Source organism: Enterobacter oligotrophicus (assembly GCF_009176645.1).
GTDB lineage: Bacteria > Pseudomonadota > Gammaproteobacteria > Enterobacterales > Enterobacteriaceae > Enterobacter > Enterobacter oligotrophicus.
The window spans coordinates 2,122,100-2,145,563 of record NZ_AP019007.1 but is presented as its reverse complement, the minus strand read 5'-3'; the positions used below and the strand labels follow the sequence as shown (position 1 = coordinate 2,145,563).

At 57.2% G+C, this 23,464-nt stretch carries 19 protein-coding genes; 16 read left to right on the top strand and 3 right to left on the bottom strand.

The genetic code is table 11. The features are described from left to right. The first annotated feature begins 2 nt into the window (after positions 1-2). The 4 genes from ugpA to ugpQ are packed head-to-tail and all read left to right on the top strand — an operon-like array spanning position 3 to position 3,550. A complete protein-coding gene (gene ugpA / locus EoCCA6_RS10365) occupies positions 3-890 on the top strand; it encodes a sn-glycerol-3-phosphate ABC transporter permease UgpA (RefSeq protein ID WP_023618241.1) in 888 nt (295 codons plus the stop codon). Beyond that, positions 887-1,732, top strand: coding sequence for a sn-glycerol-3-phosphate ABC transporter permease UgpE (gene ugpE, locus EoCCA6_RS10360; RefSeq protein WP_152082579.1), 846 nt, complete (start codon positions 887-889; stop codon positions 1,730-1,732). The genes ugpA and ugpE overlap by 4 nt, the downstream gene beginning before the upstream one ends. A 1-nt stretch (position 1,733) precedes the next feature. After that, entirely contained in the window at positions 1,734-2,804 is a 1,071-nt protein-coding gene (locus EoCCA6_RS10355) for a sn-glycerol-3-phosphate import ATP-binding protein UgpC (RefSeq protein WP_152082578.1), read from the top strand. Beyond that, on the top strand, positions 2,801-3,550 hold the full coding sequence (ugpQ, locus tag EoCCA6_RS10350; protein ID WP_152082577.1) for a glycerophosphodiester phosphodiesterase: 750 nt from the start codon (positions 2,801-2,803) through the stop codon (positions 3,548-3,550). The genes EoCCA6_RS10355 and ugpQ overlap by 4 nt, the downstream gene beginning before the upstream one ends. Here ugpQ and EoCCA6_RS10345 read toward each other — a convergent pair. After that, the gene (locus EoCCA6_RS10345; protein WP_152082576.1) at positions 3,531-3,911 is read right to left on the bottom strand and encodes a DUF2756 family protein; all 381 of its coding nucleotides are present in this window, start codon (positions 3,909-3,911) and stop codon (positions 3,531-3,533) included. The genes ugpQ and EoCCA6_RS10345 overlap by 20 nt on opposite strands. A 123-nt stretch (positions 3,912-4,034) precedes the next feature. On the opposite strand from EoCCA6_RS10345, the gene ggt reads away from it, so the two are divergent. Then, positions 4,035-5,780 carry a gamma-glutamyltransferase gene (gene ggt / locus EoCCA6_RS10340; protein ID WP_174779596.1) on the top strand — a complete coding sequence of 582 codons (1,746 nt, stop codon included), beginning with the start codon at positions 4,035-4,037 and terminating at the stop codon, positions 5,778-5,780. A gap of 87 nt (positions 5,781-5,867) precedes the next feature. Here ggt and yhhY read toward each other — a convergent pair whose 3' ends face one another. After that, positions 5,868-6,356: an N-acetyltransferase gene (gene yhhY / locus EoCCA6_RS10335; protein WP_152082575.1), complete on the bottom strand. Its 489-nt coding sequence runs from the start codon at positions 6,354-6,356 to the stop codon at positions 5,868-5,870. A gap of 308 nt (positions 6,357-6,664) precedes the next feature. Between yhhY and EoCCA6_RS10330 the strand changes: the two genes are divergently transcribed. The 5 genes from EoCCA6_RS10330 (at position 6,665) to gntU (ending at position 11,606) form a co-directional block, all read left to right on the top strand. Next, the gene (locus tag EoCCA6_RS10330) at positions 6,665-7,702 is read left to right on the top strand and encodes an oxidoreductase (RefSeq protein ID WP_152082574.1); all 1,038 of its coding nucleotides are present in this window, start codon (positions 6,665-6,667) and stop codon (positions 7,700-7,702) included. A 123-nt stretch (positions 7,703-7,825) separates the two neighbouring features. After that, positions 7,826-8,521, top strand: a complete 696-nt coding sequence (locus EoCCA6_RS10325; RefSeq protein WP_152082573.1) for a pirin family protein — start codon at positions 7,826-7,828, stop codon at positions 8,519-8,521. A gap of 91 nt (positions 8,522-8,612) precedes the next feature. Beyond that, positions 8,613-9,608 (top strand): gluconate operon transcriptional repressor GntR, encoded by a 996-nt coding sequence (gene gntR / locus EoCCA6_RS10320; RefSeq protein WP_152082572.1) that lies wholly within the window; start codon positions 8,613-8,615, stop codon positions 9,606-9,608. Between the two features lie 126 nt (positions 9,609-9,734). Beyond that, a complete protein-coding gene (gene gntK, locus EoCCA6_RS10315) occupies positions 9,735-10,262 on the top strand; it encodes a gluconokinase (protein WP_152082571.1) in 528 nt (175 codons plus the stop codon). A 3-nt stretch (positions 10,263-10,265) separates the two neighbouring features. Beyond that, positions 10,266-11,606 (top strand): gluconate transporter, encoded by a 1,341-nt coding sequence (gene gntU, locus EoCCA6_RS10310; protein ID WP_152082570.1) that lies wholly within the window; start codon positions 10,266-10,268, stop codon positions 11,604-11,606. Positions 11,607-11,927: 321 nt separating this feature from the next. Here gntU and yhgN read toward each other — a convergent pair whose 3' ends face one another. Beyond that, on the bottom strand, positions 11,928-12,521 hold the full coding sequence (gene yhgN / locus EoCCA6_RS10305) for an NAAT family transporter YhgN (protein ID WP_003861574.1): 594 nt from the start codon (positions 12,519-12,521) through the stop codon (positions 11,928-11,930). 177 nt (positions 12,522-12,698) lie between these two features. Between yhgN and asd the strand changes: the two genes are divergently transcribed. From asd to glgP, 6 genes are all read left to right on the top strand, one after another. Next, on the top strand, positions 12,699-13,802 hold the full coding sequence (gene asd, locus EoCCA6_RS10300; protein WP_152082569.1) for an aspartate-semialdehyde dehydrogenase: 1,104 nt from the start codon (positions 12,699-12,701) through the stop codon (positions 13,800-13,802). 231 nt (positions 13,803-14,033) lie between these two features. After that, positions 14,034-16,220, top strand: coding sequence for a 1,4-alpha-glucan branching enzyme (gene glgB, locus EoCCA6_RS10295; protein ID WP_152082568.1), 2,187 nt, complete (start codon positions 14,034-14,036; stop codon positions 16,218-16,220). Beyond that, entirely contained in the window at positions 16,217-18,190 is a 1,974-nt protein-coding gene (gene glgX / locus EoCCA6_RS10290; RefSeq protein WP_152082567.1) for a glycogen debranching protein GlgX, read from the top strand. The genes glgB and glgX overlap by 4 nt, the downstream gene beginning before the upstream one ends. Positions 18,191-18,207: 17 nt before the next feature. Next, positions 18,208-19,503, top strand: coding sequence for a glucose-1-phosphate adenylyltransferase (gene glgC, locus EoCCA6_RS10285; protein WP_152082566.1), 1,296 nt, complete (start codon positions 18,208-18,210; stop codon positions 19,501-19,503). Continuing rightward, entirely contained in the window at positions 19,503-20,936 is a 1,434-nt protein-coding gene (glgA, locus tag EoCCA6_RS10280; RefSeq protein ID WP_152082565.1) for a glycogen synthase GlgA, read from the top strand. Before glgC ends, glgA begins: the two co-directional genes overlap by 1 nt. Positions 20,937-20,954: 18 nt before the next feature. Beyond that, a complete protein-coding gene (glgP, locus tag EoCCA6_RS10275; RefSeq protein WP_152082564.1) occupies positions 20,955-23,402 on the top strand; it encodes a glycogen phosphorylase in 2,448 nt (815 codons plus the stop codon). The last annotated feature ends 62 nt before the right edge of the window (positions 23,403-23,464 follow it).

The window sequence follows — 23,464 nt, the reverse complement described above, 5'->3', positions numbered from 1 at the left end:
CAATGTCATCATCCCGTCCGGTGTTCCGTTCCCGCTGGCTGCCGTACCTGCTGGTCGCGCCGCAACTGGTCATCACCGTTATCTTCTTTATCTGGCCTGCGGGCGAAGCGCTGTGGTACTCGGTGCAAAGCGTCGATCCGTTCGGGCTTTCCAGCCAGTTTGTCGGGCTGGACAATTTCACCGCGTTGTTCCATGACAGCTACTATCTGGACTCCTTCTGGACGACGATGAAGTTCAGCGCGCTCGTCACCGTCAGCGGCCTTGTCGCGTCGTTGTTTTTCGCCGCGCTGGTGGATTACGTGGTGCGCGGCAGCCGTCTGTATCAGACGCTGATGCTGCTGCCCTACGCCGTGGCCCCCGCCGTGGCCGCCGTACTGTGGATCTTCCTGTTTAACCCTGGTCGCGGGCTGATCACCCATTTCCTGGCAGAATTTGGTTATGACTGGAACCACGCCCAGAACAGCGGCCAGGCGATGTTCCTGGTGGTGTTCGCCTCGGTGTGGAAGCAGATCAGCTACAACTTCCTGTTCTTCTTTGCCGCGTTGCAGTCCATCCCGCGCTCGCTGGTGGAAGCCGCCGCGATTGACGGCGCAGGTCCCATTCGTCGTTTCTTCCGATTATCGCTGCCGCTGATCGCTCCGGTGAGTTTCTTCCTGCTGGTGGTCAACCTGGTGTACGCCTTCTTCGACACCTTCCCGGTGATCGACGCGGCCACCGCAGGCGGCCCGGTACAGGCAACGACAACGCTGATTTATAAGATCTACCGCGAAGGTTTTGCGGGGCTGGACCTCTCGGCTTCGGCCGCGCAGTCGGTCGTGCTGATGTTCCTCGTCATCATCCTCACGGTGGTGCAGTTCCGCTATGTTGAAAGTAAGGTGCGCTACCAATGATTGAGAACCGTCGCGGGCTGACGATTTTCAGCCATACCATGCTGATTCTGGGCATCATCGTCATCCTGTTCCCGCTGTACGTGGCCTTTGTGGCCGCCACGCTGGACACCAAAGCGGTATTCGACACGCCGATGACGCTGATCCCCGGCGGGCACCTTTTCGAGAACATGAAGACCATCTGGACCCAGGGCGTGGGGGCCAACAGCGCACCGTTCTGGCTGATGATGCTCAACAGCTTCATCATGGCGTTTGGCATCACCGTGGGCAAAATCACGGTGTCGATGCTCTCGGCGTTTGCCATCGTCTGGTTCCGCTTTCCGCTGCGTAACCTCTTCTTCTGGATGATCTTCATCACCCTGATGCTGCCGGTGGAGGTGCGTATTTTCCCGACGGTAGAAGTGATCGCCAACCTCAGGATGCTCGACAGCTACGCGGGCTTAACCCTGCCGCTGATGGCCTCGGCGACCGCCACCTTTCTGTTCCGCCAGTTCTTTATGACCCTGCCGGACGAACTGATTGAAGCCGCGCGTATCGACGGCGCGTCGCCGATGCGTTTCTTCCGCGACATTGTACTGCCGCTGTCGAAAACCAACCTCGCGGCGCTGTTTGTGATCACCTTTATCTACGGCTGGAACCAGTATCTGTGGCCGCTGCTGATTATTCAGGACGTCAACCTCGGCACCGCCGTGGCGGGCATCAAAGGCATGATCGCCACTGGCGAAGGCACCACCCTCTGGAACCAGGTGATGGCGGCGATGCTGCTGACCCTTATCCCCCCGGTCGTTATCGTTTTAGCCATGCAGCGTGCGTTTGTGCGTGGTTTAGTGGACAGTGAGAAATAAGATGGCAGGCTTAAAATTACAGGCAGTCACCAAAAGCTGGGATGGCAAAACCCAGGTCATTCAGCCATTAACGCTCGACGTGGCGGACGGAGAGTTTATCGTGATGGTCGGTCCGTCCGGCTGCGGCAAGTCAACGCTGCTGCGCATGGTGGCGGGGCTTGAGCGCGTCACCTCCGGGGATATCTGGATTGACCGCCAGCGCGTCACCGAGATGGAGCCGAAAGACAGAGGCATCGCGATGGTGTTCCAGAACTATGCCCTCTATCCGCACATGAGCGTGGAAGAGAACATGGCCTGGGGGCTGAAAATCCGCGGCATGGGCAAAGGTCATATCGACGAGCGCGTGAAAGAGGCCGCGCGCATACTGGAGCTGGACGGCCTGCTCAAGCGCCGCCCGCGAGAGCTTTCCGGCGGTCAGCGCCAGCGCGTGGCGATGGGGCGCGCCATCGTGCGCGACCCGGCCGTATTCCTGTTCGATGAGCCGCTCTCTAACCTCGACGCCAAGCTGCGCGTGCAGATGCGCCTTGAGCTGCAGCAGCTGCATCGTCGTCTGAAAACCACCTCGCTGTACGTCACGCACGATCAGGTCGAGGCCATGACTCTCGCCCAGCGCGTGATGGTAATGAACAAAGGCATCGCCGAGCAGATTGGCACCCCGGTGGAAGTGTACGAAAAACCGGCCAGCCGCTTTGTGGCGAGCTTTATCGGCAGCCCGGCAATGAACCTGCTGGAAGGGCGCATCAGCAGCGCGGGCACCCACTTTGAGCTGGAAAGCGGGATGGCATTACCGATCAACTGGTACTATCGTGGCTACGCCGGGCGTAAGATGACGCTCGGTATCCGCCCGGAACATATTGCTTTAACCTCTCAGGCGGACGGCGGCGTGCCGCTGGTGATGGACACGCTGGAGATGCTGGGCGCTGATAATCTGGCGCATGGACGCTGGGGCGAGCAAAAAATGGTGGTGCGACTGGCGCATCAGGAGCGCCCTAAAGCGGGCAGCACGCTGTGGCTGCATCTGCCGGAAAATCACCTGCACTTATTTGACGGTGAAACAGGACAACGAGTATGAGCAACTGGCCTTATCCCCACATCGTCGCCCACCGTGGCGGCGGTAAACTGGCACCGGAAAACACCCTGGCGGCGATTGATGTTGGCGCGCGTTACGGCCACACGATGATCGAGTTCGACGCCAAGCTGTCGAAAGACGGCGAAATTTTTCTGCTCCACGACGATAATCTCGAGCGCACCAGCAACGGCTGGGGCGTGGCGGGTGAGCTACCTTGGCGCGACCTGCTGAAGGTGGATGCCGGAAGCTGGTACAGCGGCGAATTCAAAGGCGAACCGCTGCCGCTGCTGGCGGACGTGGCGGACCGTTGTCGTCATCACGGGATGATGGCCAACATTGAAATCAAACCGACCACCGGCACCGGGCCGTTAACGGGTAAGGTGATTGCGCTGGCCGCGCGTGAACTGTGGGAAGGCATGACCGCGCCGCTGCTGTCGTCATTTGACATCGACGCGCTGGAGGCCGCGCAGGCTGCTGTGCCGGAGCTACCGCGTGGGCTGCTGCTGGACGAGTGGCGTGAAGACTGGCGCGCGCTGACGACCCGCTTAGCCTGCGTGTCGATCCACCTGAATCACAAGCTGCTGGATGAAGCACGAGTGAAAATGCTTAAAGACGCGGGGCTGCACATTCTGGTCTATACCGTTAACAAACCCCAGCGTGCGGCCGAGCTGCTGCGCTGGGGCGTGGACAGCATTTGTACCGATGCGATTGACCGGATCGGCCCAAACTTTAGTTCTGCGGATTATTAAGCATACTGCCGTTAGACTGCGACGGCAGCATATGCTGCTGACCGCTGTTTAACGTGCTACCACCGCTCAGCATCCCGCCGTTTTTATTCTGCAGCGGCTGTTCACGCACCTGACCCTGCTGGATGCGCTGCGTATTGGCGTTCATCTGGTTTTGCAGGCTTTGTTGCTGTACCTGCGTCTGTGTTCTCAGTTGCTGGTTCAGCATCCCTTTCTGCTGTTGCTGCTGGCTCATCATCTCCGTCTGCATGCGCTGCTGGCTCGGAATGACGTAACCCTGCTGGTTAGGGTTGTTCATGGTGTTGAGTGGCTGTGCGAGCGCGGCAAACGGGATCAGCGCCGTAAGAATCAGTAAGCGTTTCATTGTCATCTCCTCCTTTTGAGGCTTCTCTTAAGTTTACCCTGATTCAACCATAACGATGATTTTTTAGGAGTTGTGAACCAGGCTTAAGCGGGGAATATGGGCCCCTTCACCTGGAGAACAATAATGATGAAACCAACGTTTTTGCGCTGGGTAGCGATCGCCGCGTTGATGGCAGGCGGCACATTTAGCGTGGCGGCCAACCCGCCCGCGGCTCCACCAGTGTCCTACGGCGTGGAGGAAGATGTTTTTCATCCCGTGCGGGCGACGCATGGCATGGTGGCGTCAGTGGATGCGCTTGCGACGCAGGTGGGCGTCGATATTCTCAAGCAGGGTGGTAACGCGGTGGATGCGGCGGTCGCAGTGGGATACGCGCTGGCGGTGACGCACCCGCAGGCGGGTAACCTCGGCGGCGGCGGCTTTATGATGCTGCGTACCAAAGACGGTAAAACCACAGCCATCGATTTCCGCGAAATGGCTCCTGGTCAGGCTTCCCGCGATATGTTCCTCGACGAGCAGGGGAACCCGGACAGCAAAAAATCCCTGACCTCGCATCTGGCGTCCGGTACGCCGGGCACCGTTGCGGGCTTCTCGCTGGCGCTGGAGAAATACGGCACGATGCCGTTGAACAAAGTGGTGCAGCCTGCCATCAAACTTGCGCGGGATGGCTTTGTGGTGAACGACGCGCTGGCCGACGATCTCAAAACCTACGGCAGTGAAGTCATTCCCAATCATGAAAACAGCAAGGCGATCTTCTGGAAAGAGGGCGAACCGTTGAAGAAGGGCGACAAGCTGGTGCAGAAGAACCTTGCGAAAAGCCTGGAGTTGATTGCCGAAAACGGCCCGGATGCCTTCTATAAGGGGGCGATTGCCGATCAGATTGCCGACGAGATGCAAAAGAACGGCGGGCTTATCACCAAAGCGGATCTGGCCGAGTACAAGGCGGTGGAGCGCGAGCCGATTAGCGGCACCTACCGCGGCTACGAGGTCTTCTCCATGCCGCCACCGTCTTCCGGCGGCATTCACATCGTGCAGATCCTCAACATTCTTGAAAACTTCGATATGCACAAGTTCGGCTTCGGCAGCGCGGATGCGATGCAGGTGATGGCAGAAGCGGAAAAACGCGCCTATGCCGACCGCTCGGAATACCTTGGCGACCCGGATTTCGTGAAGGTGCCGTGGCAGGCGTTGACCAACAAGGCCTATGCCAAATCGATTGCCGATGAGATCGACATCAACAAGGCCAAACCGTCCAGCGAGATCCGCCCCGGCAAGCTGGCCCCGTATGAAAGTAACCAGACCACGCATTTCTCTGTGGTGGATAAAGACGGGAATGCGGTGGCGGTGACCTACACGCTGAATACTACCTTCGGCACCGGGATTGTCGCGGGCAACAGCGGCATTTTGCTGAACAACGAAATGGATGACTTTTCGGCCAAACCAGGTGTACCAAACGTCTACGGGCTGGTCGGCGGCGATGCGAATGCCGTCGGGCCGAAGAAGCGTCCGCTGTCGTCCATGTCCCCTACCATCGTGGTGAAAGACGGCAAAACCTGGCTGGTGACCGGGAGCCCTGGCGGGAGCCGAATTATCACTACTGTGCTGCAAATGGTGGTGAACAGCATCGATTTTGGAATGAACGTCGCCGAAGCGACCAATGCACCGCGTTTCCACCACCAGTGGCTGCCGGATGAATTGCGCGTCGAGAAAGGCTTTAGCCCGGACACGATCAAACTGCTGGAGCAGCGCGGGCAGAAGGTGGCGGTGAAAGAGGCGATGGGCAGCACCCAGAGCATTATGGTCGGGCCGGACGGTGCGCTGTTCGGGGCGTCCGATCCGCGTTCGGTGGATGATTTAACGGCGGGATATTGATTTTGTTGCCCGGTGGTGCTGCGCTTACCGGGCCTGCAACGGCATGAACGTAGGCCGGGTAAGGCGAAGCCGCCACCCGGCAACAAACTATTTCATACGCGCCATATAATACGCATCCACATACTCGCCGTTACGCAGTGCGTAGCGCTTGCCGGTGCCTTCAATCTCAAACCCGTGCTTTTTATACACCGCAATCGCTGGTGCGTTATCGACAAACACTGTCAGCTCAATACGGTCGACGCGCAGCCAGTTGTCGCACATGTCGATCATGGTGCGAATCAACGCGCTGGCCACGCCGCGGTTATGCCATTGTGCGCCTACGCAGATACCGAAATCGGCAACGTGGCTGCGGCGCGGTCGCTGGGCGACGTCAATGGTGAGGTGGCCGACCACGATATCATCAATGCAGGCAACCAGCTGCTTAATGCCCGGCTGCTCGCCTAGCCGCATTTGCCACATTTCCATTGAAGGATGGGGAACCTGTAGCGTGTTGTGATACACCTCCGGCTGGGCGTGGATCTGACGAATGGCGTCGTAATCTTTCGGTTCCGCGTGGCGTATCACTATTTCACTCATTCCTTCATCCTCTGTCAGTTAAAAATCCCTTCCAACATCATTGACTTTAAAATTTGCGTCAACTGCTATTTTTTGCAAAAAGTGTTGGACAAGTGCGAATGAGAATGATTATTATTGCTCTGCGTTCAGGAAGACCGTTACGGGAACCTGAAAGCACGACATTGCTCACATTGCTTCCAGTATTATTTTAGCCAGCTTTTAGCTGGCTTTTTTTTTGTCCTTTTTCTCTCTCCCCGTGGGAGAGGGCTGGGGTGAGGGCAAAACATGCGCTATGGTAAAACCCAGTAACCTTCCAAAAGGACTGAGCCATGACACTACATTGTGCATTTATTGGATTTGGCAAAAGCACCACGCGTTATCACCTTCCGTATGTTCTCAACCGTAAAGATACCTGGCATGTGGCCCATATCTACCGCCGCAGCGCGAAGCCCCAAGAGCAGTCCCCGCAGTATTCGCACATTCATTTCACCAGCGATCTTGATGAAGTGTTAAATGACCCGCAGGTGAAGCTGGTCGTCGTCTGTACTCATGCCGACAGCCATTTCGACTACGCGAAACGCGCGCTCGAAGCGGGCAAAAACGTGCTGGTTGAAAAACCGTTCACCCCGACCATCGCCGAAGCGAAAGAGCTGTTCGCGCTGGCGAAAAGCAAAGGGTTAACCGTCACGCCGTATCAGAACCGTCGCTTTGACAGCTGCTTCCTGACGGCGAAAAAGGCGATTGAGAGCGGCAAGCTCGGTGAGATCGTCGAAATGGAGAGCCATTTCGACTACTACCGCCCGGTAGCGGAAACCCAACCTGGCCTGCCGCAGGACGGCTCATTCTATGGTTTGGGCGTACACACTATGGACCAGATCATCTCCCTGTTTGGTCGCCCGGACCATGTGGCGTATGACATCCGCAGCCTGCGCAATAAAGCCAACCCGGACGATACCTTTGAAGCACAGCTGTTTTACGGTGACCTGAAAGCCATCGTCAAAACCAGCCATCTGGTAAAAATCGATTACCCGAAATTTATCGTTCATGGTACCAGAGGCTCGTTTATCAAGTACGGCATCGACCAGCAGGAGACCAGCCTGAAGGCCAACATCATGCCGGGCGAGCCGGGCTTTGCGGCGGATGATTCCGTGGGCGTGCTGGAGTATGTGAACGATGAAGGTGTGACGGTCAGAGAAGAACTGAAACCGGAAACCGGCGACTATGGCCGCGTCTACGATGCGCTGTTTGAAACCCTCACCAACGGCACGCCGAATTACGTCAAGGAATCTGACGTACTGACTAACCTGGAAATCCTCGAACGGGCCTTTGAGCAGGCTTCTCCTGCCACGGTAACCCTCGCGAAATAAGTAAAAATGGCTCCTCTGGGCTTGTTCTAAATTTTTGAACAGAGGAGTCAATTTTCACCCTCTATGATCCCTGGGCGTTTGCGTCCACACTTACTCCATCGAAACGAACTGAGGGTGAAAACAATGATCTACTTACGCAAAGCAAACGAACGTGGTCACGCGAATCATGGCTGGCTGGACTCATGGCATTCATTCTCGTTTGCCGACTACTACGACCCGAACTTTATGGGCTTCTCCGCACTGCGCGTGATTAACGACGATGTGATTGATGCAGGCCAGGGCTTCGGCACTCACCCGCACAAAGACATGGAAATCCTGACCTATGTGCTGGAAGGGGCGGTTGAGCACCAGGACAGCATGGGCAACAAAGAGCAGGTTCCGGCGGGTGAGTTCCAGATCATGAGCGCGGGAACCGGTGTGCGTCACTCGGAATACAACCCGAGCAAAACGGAAAAACTGCACCTGTATCAAATCTGGATCATTCCAGAAGAGACCGGCATCACGCCACGCTACGAGCAGCGCCGCTTCGACGCGAAACAGGGCAAACAGCTGGTGCTCTCACCGGATGCGCGTGAAGGTTCCCTGAAAGTGCATCAGGATATGGAACTGTACCGCTGGGCGCTGGCGAAAGACGAACAGTCTGTACACCAGATTGCCGCTAACCGCCGCGTGTGGGTTCAGGTGGTGAAAGGTGAGGTGTCCATCAACGGCACCAAAGCCACCACCGCCGATGGCCTGGCCGTCTGGGATGAGCAGGCGCTGTCCGTTCATGCCGACAGCGAAAGCGAAATCCTGCTGTTTGATTTGCCACCAGTATAAATAATTTCTCAACCTTCCCCTTAAACGGGGAAGGTTGAGCTTTGTCCGTGATAAACTGAGCAAATCTCTCACTTCAAGATTTCTCAGGACGATGAAAAAGAAACGCCCCGTACTTCAGGATGTTGCCGATCGCGTCGGTGTGACCAAAATGACGGTCAGCCGTTTTTTACGTAACCCGGAACAGGTTTCCGTGGCGTTGCGTGGCAAGATTGCCGCCGCCCTTGATGAACTGGGTTATATCCCCAACCGCGCACCCGATATTCTCTCCAATGCGACCAGCCGTGCGGTGGGCGTCCTGCTTCCTTCCCTGACCAACCAGGTTTTCGCCGAAGTGCTGCGCGGTATTGAAAGCGTCACTGATGCGTTCGGTTATCAGACCATGCTCGCCCACTACGGTTACAAACCGGAACTGGAAGAAGAACGTCTTGAATCGATGCTTTCCTGGAACATCGACGGCCTGATTTTAACGGAACGTACTCACACGCCGCGCACGCTGAAAATGATTGAAGTCGCCGGTATTCCGGTAGTGGAGCTGATGGACAGCCAGTCGCCGTGCCTCGATATCGCCGTGGGCTTTGATAACTTTGAAGCGGCGCGTCAGATGACGGCGGCAATCATCGCCCGTGGTCATCGCCACGTAGCCTACCTGGGTGCGCGTCTGGATGAACGTACTATCATCAAACAGAAGGGATACGAGCAGGCGATGCTCGACGCAAACTTAACGCCGTACAGCGTGATGGTTGAGCAGTCATCATCCTACACGTCGGGGATTGAGCTGATGCGTCAGGCACGACGCGAGTATCCGCAACTGGACGGTATTTTCTGTACCAACGATGACCTTGCGGTCGGTGCCGCGTTCGAATGCCAGCGTCTGGGGCTGAAGATCCCTGATGACATGGCGATTGCCGGTTTCCACGGCCACGACATTGGCCAGGTGATGGAGCCGCGTCTGGCGAGCGTCCTGACCCCGCGTGAGCGCATGGGCCGCATTGGTGCAGAACGCCTGCTGGCGCGCATTCGTGGCGAGGTGGTTACCCCTAAAATGTTAGATTTAGGTTTCACCTTGTCACCGGGTGGATCTATTTAATCCGACAAATTTGAAGTAGCTCACACTTATTCACTTCGCGCACGTTTGGATATTGCTTCTCTTATGCCCCGGCAGGACAATGTTACCGATAACTGTTACCCGTAACAATTGACTGAGGGACACCTTTTGAGCACGACTAATCATGATCACCACGTTTACGTCCTGATGGGCGTTTCCGGTAGCGGTAAATCAGCCGTCGCCAGCGAAGTGGCGCATCAACTCCATGCGGCGTTTCTTGATGGCGACTTCCTCCATCCGCGCAGCAACATCATGAAAATGGCCTCCGGCGAGCCGCTGAACGATGACGACCGCAAACCGTGGTTGCAGGCGCTGAATGACGCCGCGTTTGCGATGCAGCGCACCAACAAAGTGTCCCTGATCGTCTGCTCCGCGCTGAAAAAAACCTACCGCGACCTGCTGCGTGACGGCAACCCGAATCTCTCTTTCATCTACCTGAAAGGCGATTTCGAGGTCATTGAAAGCCGTCTGAAGGCGCGTAAAGGCCACTTCTTTAAAACTCAGATGCTGGTAACGCAGTTCGAGGCGTTGCAGGAGCCGGGCGCGGACGAGCAGGACGTATTAGTGGTTGATATCGATCAGCCGCTGGAAGGTGTTGTGGCCAGCACCATCGAGGTTATTAATAAAAGGCAGTAAGTTTTGAGTACATTAACGCTTGTTTTAACAGCAGTTGGCTCTGTTTTGCTGCTGCTGTTTTTAGTGATGAAGGCGCGTATGCATGCCTTCGTTGCTTTGATGGTGGTGTCTATTGGTGCAGGTCTCTTTTCCGGTATGCCGCTCGACAAGATCGCAGCGACCATGGAAAAAGGGATGGGAGGCACGCTGGGTTTCCTGGCGATTGTGGTCGCGCTGGGCGCGATGTTTGGCAAGATTTTGCATGAGACGGGCGCGGTCGATCAGATTGCCGTCAAGATGCTGAAATCCTTCGGGCACAGCCGTGCGCACTACGCGATTGGTCTGGCTGGCCTGATCTGTGCGCTGCCGCTGTTCTTTGAAGTGGCGGTTGTGCTGCTGATTAGCGTGGCGTTCTCGATGGCGCGCCATACCGGCACCAACCTGGTGAAGCTGGTTATTCCGCTGTTTGCGGGTGTGGCGGCGGCTGCGGCGTTTCTGCTGCCGGGGCCTGCGCCGATGCTGCTGGCCTCCCAGATGCACGCTGACTTTGGCTGGATGATCCTGATTGGCCTGTGCGCCGCCGTTCCGGGGATGATCATTGCCGGTCCGCTGTGGGGTAATTTCATCAGCCGTTACGTTGAGCTGCACATTCCGGACGACATCACCGAGCCACATCTGGGCGAAGGTAAAATGCCGTCCTTCGGTTTTAGTCTGTCATTGATCCTGCTGCCGCTGGTGCTCGTTGGGCTGAAAACCATCGCTGCGCGTTTTGTGCCGGTTGGCTCTACTGCCTACGAATGGTTTGAGTTTATCGGCCACCCGTTCACTGCGATTCTGGTCGCATGTCTGGTGGCGATCTACGGCCTGGCGATGCGTCAGGGCATGCCGAAAGACAAAGTGATGGAGATCTGCGGTCACGCGTTGCAGCCTGCGGGCATCATTCTGCTGGTGATTGGTGCAGGCGGCGTGTTCAAACAGGTGCTGGTCGATTCCGGCGTGGGTCCGGCGCTGGGCGAAGCACTGACCGGAATGGGCCTGCCGATTGCAGTCACCTGTTTCGTGCTGGCCGCGGCGGTGCGTATCATTCAGGGCTCCGCGACCGTCGCGTGCTTAACCGCCGTGGGTCTGGTAATGCCGGTGATTGAACAGCTGAACTACTCCGGCGCGCAGATGGCGGCGCTCTCTATCTGCATCGCGGGCGGTTCGATCGTGGTATCGCATGTTAACGACGCGGGTTTCTGGCTGTTCGGCAAATTTACCGGCGCGACCGAAGCGCAAACCCTGAAAACCTGGACGCTGATGGAAACCATCCTCGGCACGACGGGTGCGATTGTCGGGATGATTGCGTTTACGCTGCTGAGCTAACGAGGCCGTATGTGTGTCGGGTGGCGGCTTCGCCTTACCCGACCTACAACTCACTCCGGTTTTCTCCCTCTCCCTGTGGGAGAGGGCTGGGTGAGGGCATCAGGCCGCAGAGACCGTATTTTGTCGGGTGGCGGCTTCGCCTTACCCGACCTGCAACTCACTCCGGTTTTCTCCCTCTCCCTGTGGGAGAGGGCTGGGGTGAGGGCATCAGGCCGCAGAGACCGTATTTTGTCGGGTGACGGCTTCGCCTTACCCGACCTACAAAAACCTCAGGTTCCGTAGGCCGGGTAAGCGCAAGCGCCACCCGGCTTTTTTACATCCTCAGCCTTTCATCCACGCCCTAATCCCGTCCAGGAACATCTGCGTTGCCATCATCACCAGAATCAACCCCATCAGACGCTCCAGGGCGTTCACCCCTTTCTCACCCAGCAGGCGCAGGAACAGCGACGACTGCAGCAGGATGATAAACGTCCCGCCCCAGGCAATCAGCAGGGCAATCACCAGATGGCTCATCTGATTCGGATACTGGTGCGACAGCAGCATCAGCGTTGCCAGAATCGTCGGCCCGGCGACCAGTGGGATCGCCAGCGGCACGATAAACGGCTCCTCACCCGCGGGCAGGCCGCTGCTGCTGCCTTCGGCGCTTGGGAAAATCATCTTGATGGCAATCAGGAACAGGATAATCCCGCCGGAAATGGAGACCGTTTCAGCGCGCAGATTCAGGAAGGCGAGGATTTTTTCACCGGCAAACAGGAAGATAAACATCACCAGCAGGGCGATGAGCAGCTCGCGGATCATGATCGCCCGACGGCGCTTTGGCTCGGTGTGCTTCAGCACCGACATGAAGATAGGCAGGTTTCCGAGTGGATCCATAATCAGGATCAATAAAACCGCTGCGGAAATGATTTCACTCATCTTAAATTATCCCTGATACTTACTGTGGTTATTTCGATGATTAGCGCTTTTTCTGATTGCCGGGCAATCATCGATTAATTTCGCTTGCGACTTTGGCAGCATTTTGTAATGTGAAGCATATCCCAGTTCAATACTGGCTTGCACAATCAGCACACACCCTCTGCAGGAAAAAATGCTATGAAAAACGTTGGTTTTATCGGCTGGCGCGGTATGGTCGGCTCTGTACTCATGCAACGCATGGTTGAAGAGCGCGATTTCGACGCCATCCGCCCGGTCTTCTTCTCCACTTCCCAGCTCGGCCAGGCTGCGCCTTCATTCGGCGGCACCACCGGCACGTTGCAGGATGCTTACGATCTGGAAGCGCTGAAGGCACTCGACATTATTGTTACGTGCCAGGGCGGCGATTATACCAACGAAATCTATCCAAAGCTGCGTGAAAGCGGCTGGCAGGGCTACTGGATTGACGCAGCCTCTTCGCTGCGTATGAAAGACGATGCCATCATCATTCTCGACCCGGTTAACCAGAACGTGATAACCGACGGCCTGAACAACGGCGTGAAAACCTTTGTCGGCGGCAACTGCACCGTCAGCCTGATGCTGATGTCCCTGGGCGGCCTGTTCGCGCAGGATCTGGTGGAGTGGGTTTCCGTGGCGACGTATCAGGCGGCTTCCGGCGGCGGCGCGCGTCACATGCGCGAGCTGCTGACCCAGATGGGCCAGTTGCACCACAGCGTTGCGACCGAACTGGCAGACCCGGCGTCCGCCATTCTCGATATCGAACGTAAAGTCACTCAGTTGACCCGCAGCGGCGAGCTGCCGGTGGATAACTTTGGTGTACCGCTGGCTGGTGGCCTGATCCCGTGGATCGACAAACAGCTGGATAACGGCCAGACCCGCGAAGAGTGGAAAGGCCAGGCCGAGACTAACAAAATCCTCGCGACCGCGAACACCATTCCGGTTGACGGCCTGTGCGTGCGTATCGGCGCGCTGCGCTGCCACAGCCAGGCCTTCACCATTAAACTGAAAAAAGATGTGTCTATTCCGACCGTGGAAGAGCTGCTGGCCGCGCACAACCCGTGGGCGAAAGTGGTGCCAAACGATCGCGATATCACCATGCGTGAACTGACTCCGGCAGCCGTTACCGGCACGCTGACCACGCCGGTTGGCCGTCTGCGTAAGCTCAATATGGGGCCGGAGTACCTCTCCGCCTTCACCGTCGGCGACCAGCTCTTGTGGGGCGCAGCCGAGCCGCTGCGCCGCATGCTACGCCAGCTGGCGTAATATTTTGTTAAATACCGGGGGTGATTTTCACCCCCTTTTTTTGCGTACTACATGGAGTAAAACGCGTATGTCTTATTTTTTATCAGGAGTCATTTAGAGCGTTGGCTATGCTTTAAGGAAGATTTGTTTCTTACCTGAGGTTAGGACGGGGCTGAGAGGATGCCCGTTCAGGTCACATTAAAGTCGTCCCAGGCGCTAAAAAAGGACGACATAAAAAACAGGATGAATACCATGTCCGATCGTGTGGATAGAGACGTGATTAATGCGCTTATTGCGGGTCATTTTGCTGACCCCTTTTCGGTGCTCGGCATGCACCGTACAGAGGCTGGACTGGAAGTCCGGGCGCTGTTGCCGGATGCCACAGAAGTCTGGGTGATTGAACCTAAAACCGGCCGCAAGGTGGGTAATCTGGAATGCCTCGATTCCCGTGGCTTCTTCTCGGGCGTAATGCCTCGTCGTAAAAACCCTTTTCGCTATCAGCTCGCCGTTATCTGGCACGGCCAGCAGAATCTGATTGACGATCCCTACAGCTTTGGCCCTCTGCTTAAAGAGATGGATGCCTGGCTGCTGTCTGAAGGAACCCATCTGCGGCCTTATGAAACGCTGGGTGCGCATGCGGATACGATGGACGGCATTACCGGCACGCGCTTTTCCGTATGGGCACCGAACGCCCGGCGCGTCTCCGTGGTCGGGCAGTTCAACTACTGGGATGGTCGCCGTCATCCCATGCGCCTGCGCCGTGAAACCGGCATCTGGGAGCTGTTTATCCCCGGCGCGCACAACGGTCAGCTCTATAAATTTGAAATGATCGACGCCAACGGCAAGCTGCGCATTAAGGCTGATCCGTATGCCTTCGAAGCGCAGATGCGCCCGGATACCGCCTCGCTGATTTGCGGCCTGCCGGAAAAAGTTGTCCAGAGCGAGGAGCGCAAGCAGGCCAACCGTTTCGATGCCCCGATTTCGGTCTATGAGGTGCATCTCGGCTCCTGGCGTCGCCACACCGATAACAATTTCTGGCTGAGCTACCGCGAGCTGGCCGATCAACTGGTGCCGTATGCCAAATGGATGGGCTTTACCCATCTTGAGTTGCTGCCGGTTAACGAACATCCGTTCGACGGCAGCTGGGGCTACCAGCCAACCGGGCTGTATGCCCCGACGCGGCGCTTTGGCACGCGCGATGATTTCCGCTATTTCATCAACGCCGCGCACGCCGCCGGGCTGAACGTGATCCTCGACTGGGTGCCGGGCCATTTCCCGTCCGATGATTTCGGCTTATCCGATTTCGATGGCACGAAGCTGTACGAGCACAGCGACCCGCGCGAAGGCTATCACCAGGACTGGAACACGCTGATCTACAACTACGGTCGCCGTGAAGTGACGAACTACCTGGTGGGGAACGCCCTCTACTGGATTGAACGTTTCGGCATTGATGCCCTGCGTGTCGACGCGGTGGCGTCAATGATTTATCGCGACTACAGCCGTAAAGAAGGGGAGTGGATACCGAACGAATTTGGCGGTCGTGAAAACCTCGAAGCGATAGAGTTTCTGCGCAACACCAACCGCATTCTCGGTGAGCAGGTGGAAGGCGCAGTCACCATGGCGGAAGAGTCGACGGATTTCCCCGGCGTCTCCCGTCCGCCGTCAACGGGTGGCCTGGGGTTCTGGTACAAGTGGAACCTCGGCTGGATGCACGACACGCTCGACTACATGAAGCTCGATCCGGTTCATCGCAAGTACCACCACGATAAGCTCACCTTCGGGCTGCTCTACAACTACACCGAAAACTTCATGCTGCCGCTGTCCCACGATGAAGTGGTTCACGGCAAGAAATCTATTCTCGATCGTATGCCGGGTGATGCGTGGCAGAAGTTCGCCAACCTGCGCGCCTACTACGGCTGGATGTTCGCTTTCCCTGGTAAGAAGCTGCTGTTTATGGGCAATGAGTTCGCCCAGGGGCGCGAGTGGAACCACGACACCAGCCTCGACTGGCATCTGCTGGAGGGTGGCGACAACTGGCACCACGGCGTACAGCGTCTGGTGCGCGACCTGAACCTGACCTATCGCCACCACAAAGCGCTGCACGAGCTGGATTTCGACCCTTACGGCTTTGAGTGGCTGGTGGTGGATGACCATGAACGCTCGGTGTTTGTCTTTGTGCGTCGTGATAAGGCCGGTAATGAGATTATCGTCGCCAGCAATTTCACGCCTGTTCCGCGCGAACATTACCGTTTCGGCATTAATCAGGCCGGTAAATGGCGCGAAATTCTGAATACCGACTCCATGCATTACCACGGCAGCAACGCCGGAAACGGTGGGCTGGTGCAAAGCGATGCCATCGAAAGTCACGGTCGTCCGAATTCCCTGAGCCTGACGCTGCCGCCGCTCGGCACCATCTGGCTGGTGCGGGAGGGAGAATGACGCAACTCACGGCAGGGAAACCCGAACCGCTCGGGGCGAGTGTTGACGGAAAGGGGGTGAATTTCACGCTCTTTTCCGCGCACGCGGAGCGGGTAGAACTCTGTGTGTTTGACGGGGAAGGCAACGAGCACCGCTACGATCTGCCTGCGCGTACAGGGGATATCTGGCACGGTTACCTGGCCGGAGGGCGTCCGGGCATGCACTACGGTTTTCGCGTTCACGGCCCGTGGGAGCCTTCGCAGGGGCACTGGTTTAACCCGGCGAAGCTGCTGATCGACCCGTGCGCGCACCGCGTGGACGGCGAGTTTAAAGACGATCCGATTTTCCACGTTGGCTACGGTGAACCCGATCATCGTGACAGCGCATCCGTCGCACCGAAAAGCGTGGTGGTGAACGATCTCTACGACTGGGAAGACGATGCCCCGCCGCGCACGCCGTGGGGTAACACGGTTATCTACGAAGCGCATGTGAAAGGGCTGACGTACCTGCACCCGTCGATCCCGAAAGAGATGCGCGGCACCTATATGGCGCTTGGGCATCCGACGATGGTGGCCTATCTGAAGCATTTAGGGATCACTGCGCTGGAACTGCTGCCGGTGGCGCATTTCGCCAGCGAGCCGCGCCTGCAGCGCCTGGGGCTAAGTAACTACTGGGGCTACAACCCGCTGGCGATGTTCGCCCTCGACCCGCGCTATGCGGTGCACCCGGAGAAGGCGCGGGACGAGTTTCGCGATGCGGTGAAAGCGCTTCATGCGGCGGGCATTGAGGTCATTCTGGACGTGGTGTTGAACCACAGCGCCGAAAGCGATCTCGACGGCCCGACGCTCTCGCAGCGCGGAATTGATAACCGTAGCTATTATTGGATCAGGGAGGATGGTGATTACGACAACTGGACCGGTTGCGGTAACACGCTCAATCTCAGCCATCCTGCGGTGACGCATTACGCATACGAATGCCTGAAATACTGGGTGGAAACCTTCCACGTGGACGGTTTTCGTTTCGATTTAGCACCGGTGATGGGGCGGACACCGGCATTCAGCCAGCAGGCACCGCTGTTTGAGGCGATCAAAAACTGCCCGGTGCTTTCACAGGTGAAGCTGATTGCCGAGCCGTGGGACATTGGCGAAGGCGGTTATCAGGTGGGAAATTTCCCGCCGCTGTTTGCCGAGTGGAACGATCATTATCGCGATGCCATGCGCCGCTTCTGGCTTGAGAGGAGCCTGTCGCTGGGGGAATTTGCCGGACGTTTTGCCGGTTCGAGCGATCTCTTTAAGCGCGACGGCAAACGCCCGTCGGCCACCATCAATCTGGTGACGGCGCACGACGGTTTTACGCTGCGCGACTGCGTTTGTTTCAATCAGAAACACAATGAAGCAAACGGCGAAGAGAATCGCGATGGGACTAACAATAACCATAGCTTTAACCATGGTATAGAAGGGTTAGGCGGAAGTCTGGACATCATTGAGCGGCGACGCGCCAGCGTTCATGCGCTGCTGACGACGCTTTTGTTGTCTCAGGGGACACCGATGCTACTGGCGGGCGATGAACACGGCCACAGCCAGCACGGTAACAACAACGCCTATTGCCAGGACAACACCTTAACCTGGCTCGACTGGGGGGAAGCGAACAGCGGGTTAACCCATTTTACCGCGGCGCTGATCCACCTTCGCCAGCAGATCCCCGCCCTCACCGCCGACAGCTGGTGGGAAGAGGGCGACGGCAACGTCTGCTGGCTCAACAAAGACGCGCAACCGTTGAGCGCGCAAGAGTGGCAACACGGCGTACCCTGCCTGCAAATCCTGCTTTCGGACAGGTGGCTGGTGACGCTGAATGCGACGGATGACGTCGCTGAGATTGTTTTACCTGACGGGGAGTGGCGCGCCATTCCCCCCTTTGCCGGAGCGGATAATCCGGTTGTTATGGCTGTCTGGCACGGGCCTGCGCACGGAGTGTGCGTATTCCAAAGATGATAAAAAAGGAGTTAGTCATGGTTAGATTAGAGAAGAACGATCCCTTAATGTTGGCACGCCAGCTACCATTAAAAACTGTTGCCCTGATACTCGCAGGCGGGCGTGGCACCCGTCTTAAAGATTTGACCATCAAGCGCGCCAAACCGGCCGTTCACTTTGGTGGTAAGTTCCGCATTATCGACTTCGCGCTGTCCAACTGCCTGAATTCCGGCATTCGCCGCATTGGCGTTATTACTCAGTATCAGTCGCACACGCTGGTGCAGCACATTCAGCGCGGCTGGTCTTTTTTCAGCGAAGAGATGAACGAGTTTGTCGACCTGCTGCCTGCGCAGCAGCGCGTTCACGGTGAAAACTGGTATCGCGGCACGGCGGATGCGGTGACGCAAAACCTCGACATCATTCGCCGCTATAACGCGGAATACATCGTGATCCTCGCCGGGGACCATATCTACAAGCAAGACTACTCCCACATGCTGATCGACCACGTCGAAAAAGGGGCGCGTTGCACCGTGGCGTGTCTGCCGGTGCCCGTTGCGGAGGCGACAGCGTTTGGCGTGATGCACGTGGATGCAGATGACAAGATTATCGACTTCGTTGAAAAACCGGCGAACCCACCGACCATGCCAGGGGATGACACCAAATCGCTTGCCAGCATGGGGATCTATGTCTTTGATGCCGATTACCTTTACGCGCTGCTGGAAGAGGACGACAAAGACGAAAACTCCAGCCACGACTTCGGTAAAGACATTATCCCGAAAATCACCAAAGCTGGCATGGCGTATGCACATCCCTTCCCGTTGTCCTGCGTACAGTCTGACCCGAATTCTGAACCGTACTGGCGCGATGTCGGCACCCTGGAAGCGTACTGGAAGGCGAACCTGGACCTGGCGTCCGTCACGCCGGAGCTGGATATGTATGACCAGAACTGGCCGATTCGCACGCATATGGAGTCCCTGCCGCCCGCGAAGTTTGTGCAGGATCGCTCCGGCAGCCACGGCATGACCCTGAATTCGCTGGTCTCTGGCGGGTGCATTATCTCCGGTTCGGTCGTGGTGCAGTCGGTGCTGTTCCCACGCGTGCGCGTGAATTCATTCTGTAACATCGACTCGGCGGTTCTGCTGCCGGATGTCTGGGTGGGGCGCTCATGTCGTCTCCGCCGTTGCGTAATCGACCGTGCCTGCGTCATTCCTGAGGGCATGGTGATAGGAGAAAACGCGGAGGAGGACGCACGTCGCTTCTACCGTTCAGAAGAAGGGATCGTGTTGGTCACACGGGAAATGCTGCGGAAACTGCAGGTCAAACAGGAGCGATAATGCAGGTTTTACATGTATGTTCAGAGATGTTCCCGTTATTAAAAACGGGCGGTCTGGCGGATGTTCTTGGCGCATTACCCGCGGCGCAAATCGCCGGAGGTGTGGATACCCGAGTCCTGTTGCCCGCCTTTCCGGATATCCGGCGCGGCATTCCTGATGCTCAGGTTGTGACCCGCCGTGAGACCTTCGCCGGACGCATCACCCTGCTGTTTGGACATTACAATGGCGTTGGAATTTACCTGATTGACGCGCCGCACTTATACGACCGACCGGGAAGCCCGTATCACGATACGAACCTGTTCGCGTATACCGACAACGTGCTGCGCTTTGCGCTGCTGGGCTGGGTGGGGGCGGAGATGGCGGTCGGGCTGGACCCATTCTGGCGTCCGAATATTGTGCACGCGCATGACTGGCACGCCGGGCTTGCCCCGGCTTACCTGGCGGCGCGCGGCCACCCGGCGAAATCGGTCTTTACCGTACACAACCTGGCGTATCAGGGTATGTACTACGCCCATCACATGAATGACATCGATCTGCCATGGTCGTTCTATAACATGCACGGGCTGGAGTTTAACGGGCAGATCTCGTTCCTGAAAGCGGGGCTGTACTACGCCGATCACATTACGGCCGTCAGCCCAACCTATGCGCGTGAAATTACCCAGCCGGAGTTTGGCTACGGCATGGAAGGGTTACTGCAACAGCGTCACCGTGAAGGTCGTCTGTCGGGGATTTTAAACGGCGTTGATGAAAAAATCTGGAGCCCGGAAACCGATCTTCTGCTGCCCTCACGCTATGGCCGCGACTCGGTGGAAGACAAAGCTGAAAATAAACGCCAGCTGCAGATTGCGATGGGGCTGAAGGTGAATGACAAAGTGCCGTTGTTCGCCGTAGTCAGCCGCCTGACCAGCCAGAAAGGGCTGGATCTGGTGCTTGAGGCCCTGCCGGGGTTACTGGAGCAGGGAGGGCAACTGGCGCTGCTCGGTGCGGGCGACCCGGTGTTGCAGGAAGGTTTCCTGGCGGCCGCCGCGGAGCACCCTGGGCAGGTCGGCGTACAGATTGGTTATCACGAAGCGTTTTCACACCGCATTATGGGCGGCGCGGACGTCATTCTGGTGCCGAGCCGTTTCGAACCTTGCGGGCTTACGCAGCTCTACGGCCTGAAATACGGCACCCTGCCGCTGGTGCGTCGCACGGGCGGGCTGGCGGATACGGTGTCTGACAGCTCGCTGGAAAATCTGGCGGACGGCATCGCCAGCGGGTTTGTCTTTGAGGACAGTAATGCCTGGTCGCTGCTTCGGGCGATTCGGCGTGCTTTCGTCTTGTGGTCCCGTCCGTCGCTTTGGCGTTACGTTCAACGCCAGGCGATGTCCATGGACTTTAGCTGGCACGTTGCGGCGCAGTCATACCGCGATCTCTATCAACGCTTGATGTAACGAGGCGAAGTTACTGATATGAATGCTCCTTTTAGCTACTCTTCACCGACACTCAGCGTTGAGGCGTTAAAGCACTCCATCGCCTACAAGCTGATGTTCACCATCGGGAAAGATCCGGTTATCGCCAACAAACACGAATGGCTGAACGCCACCCTGTTTGCGGTGCGTGACCGCTTAGTTGAACGCTGGCTACGCTCCAACCGCGCCCAGCTTTCGCAGGAAACGCGTCAGGTGTACTACCTGTCGATGGAATTTTTGATTGGCCGCACCTTGTCCAACGCGCTGTTGTCGCTCGGTATTTATGACGACGTCAAAAGCGCACTGGAAGAGATGGGGCTGGATTTAGAAGAGCTGATTGACGAAGAAAACGACCCTGGCCTCGGTAACGGCGGCCTGGGGCGTCTTGCCGCCTGCTTCCTGGATTCGCTGGCGACGCTGGCGCTGCCGGGGCGTGGCTACGGTATTCGCTACGACTACGGGATGTTCAAACAGAACATCGTCGACGGGCGGCAGAAAGAGTCGCCGGATTACTGGCTGGAATACGGCAATCCGTGGGAGTTCAAACGCCACAACACGCGCTACAAAGTGCGCTTTGGCGGACGTATTCAGCAGGAAGGGAAAAAATCCCGTTGGGTGGAAACCGAAGAGATCCTGGCCGTGGCCTATGACCAGATCATCCCCGGTTACGACACCGATGCCACCAACACGCTGCGCCTGTGGAGTGCGCAGGCCAGTAGCGAGATCAACCTCGGTAAATTCAACCAGGGCGACTACTTTGCGGCGGTGGAAGATAAAAACCACTCTGAAAACGTGTCCCGCGTGCTGTACCCGGATGACTCGACCTATTCTGGCCGCGAGCTGCGCCTGCGTCAGGAGTATTTCCTCGTCTCCGCGACGATTCAGGATATCCTCAGCCGTCACTACCAGCTGCACAAAACCTACGCCAATCTGGCGGAAAAAACCGCGATCCACCTTAACGACACCCATCCGGTGCTCTCGATCCCGGAACTGATGCGCCTGCTGATCGACGAGCATAAGTTCAGCTGGGACGACGCCTTTGAGGTGACCTGCCAGGTGTTCTCGTACACCAACCACACGCTGATGAGTGAAGCGCTGGAGACCTGGCCGGTCGATATGCTGGGCAAAATTCTGCCGCGCCATCTGCAAATCATCTTTGAGATTAACGATTACTTCCTCAAGACGCTGCAGGAGCAGTACCCGAACGACACCGGCCTGCTGAGCCGCGCGTCGATCATCGATGAGTCAAATGGTCGTCGCGTGCGCATGGCCTGGCTGGCGGTGGTGATCAGCCACAAGGTAAACGGCGTGTCTGAGCTGCACTCGAACCTGATGGTGCAGTCTTTGTTCGCTGATTTTGCGAAGATCTTCCCGACGCGTTTCTGCAACGTGACCAACGGCGTCACGCCGCGGCGCTGGCTGGCGCTGGCGAACCAGCCGTTATCTGACGTGCTGGATGAACACATTGGTCGTACCTGGCGTACCGATTTGAGCCAGCTGAGCGAGCTTGAACAGCACATTGATTTCCCGACGGTGAACAAGGCCGTGCGTGAAGCCAAACTGCTGAACAAAAAGCGGCTGTCGGTGTATCTTGCGCTGCACCTGAACGTGGTGGCGAACCCGAAAGCGCTGTTCGATGTGCAGATCAAACGCATCCATGAGTACAAGCGTCAGCTGATGAACGTGCTGCATGTGATCACTCACTACAACCGTATCAAAGCCGACCCGACGGCCGAGTGGGTGCCGCGAGTGAAAATCTTTGCCGGTAAGGCGGCGTCCGCGTACTACATGGCGAAGCACATTATTCATCTGATCAACGATGTCGCGAAAGTGGTGAACAATGACCCGGACATCGGCGACAAGCTGAAGGTGGTGTTTATCCCGAACTACAGCGTGAGCCTGGCGCAGCTGATCATTCCGGCGGCGGATCTCTCAGAGCAGATTTCCACGGCGGGGACGGAAGCGTCCGGCACCAGTAACATGAAGTTTGCCCTGAACGGCGCGCTGACCATCGGCACGCTGGACGGCGCGAACGTCGAGATGCTGGAGCATGTTGGGGCAGATAATATCTTTATCTTCGGTAATACGACGGAAGAGGTGGAGGCGCTTCGCAAGAAGGGCTACTCGCCACGCGAGTATTACGAGGACGATGAAGAGTTACGCCAGGTTCTGACGCAGATTGCCACCGGCGTGTTTAATTCTGACGAGCCGGGCCGCTACCGCGATCTGGTGGATTCGCTGATTAACTTTGGCGATCACTATCAGGTGCTGGCGGATTATCGCAGCTATGTGGATTGTCAGGACAAGGTGGACGAGCTGTATCGTCAGCAGGAGAAGTGGACCAGTGTCGCGATGCGTAACATCGCCAATATGGGCTATTTCTCGTCGGACAGAACCATCAAAGAGTATGCCGATACCATCTGGCATATTGATCCGGTGCGGTTGTAAAAACATTGCCCGGTGGCGCTGCGCTTACCGGGCCTACGGGATCGAGTGGGCCCGGTAAGGCG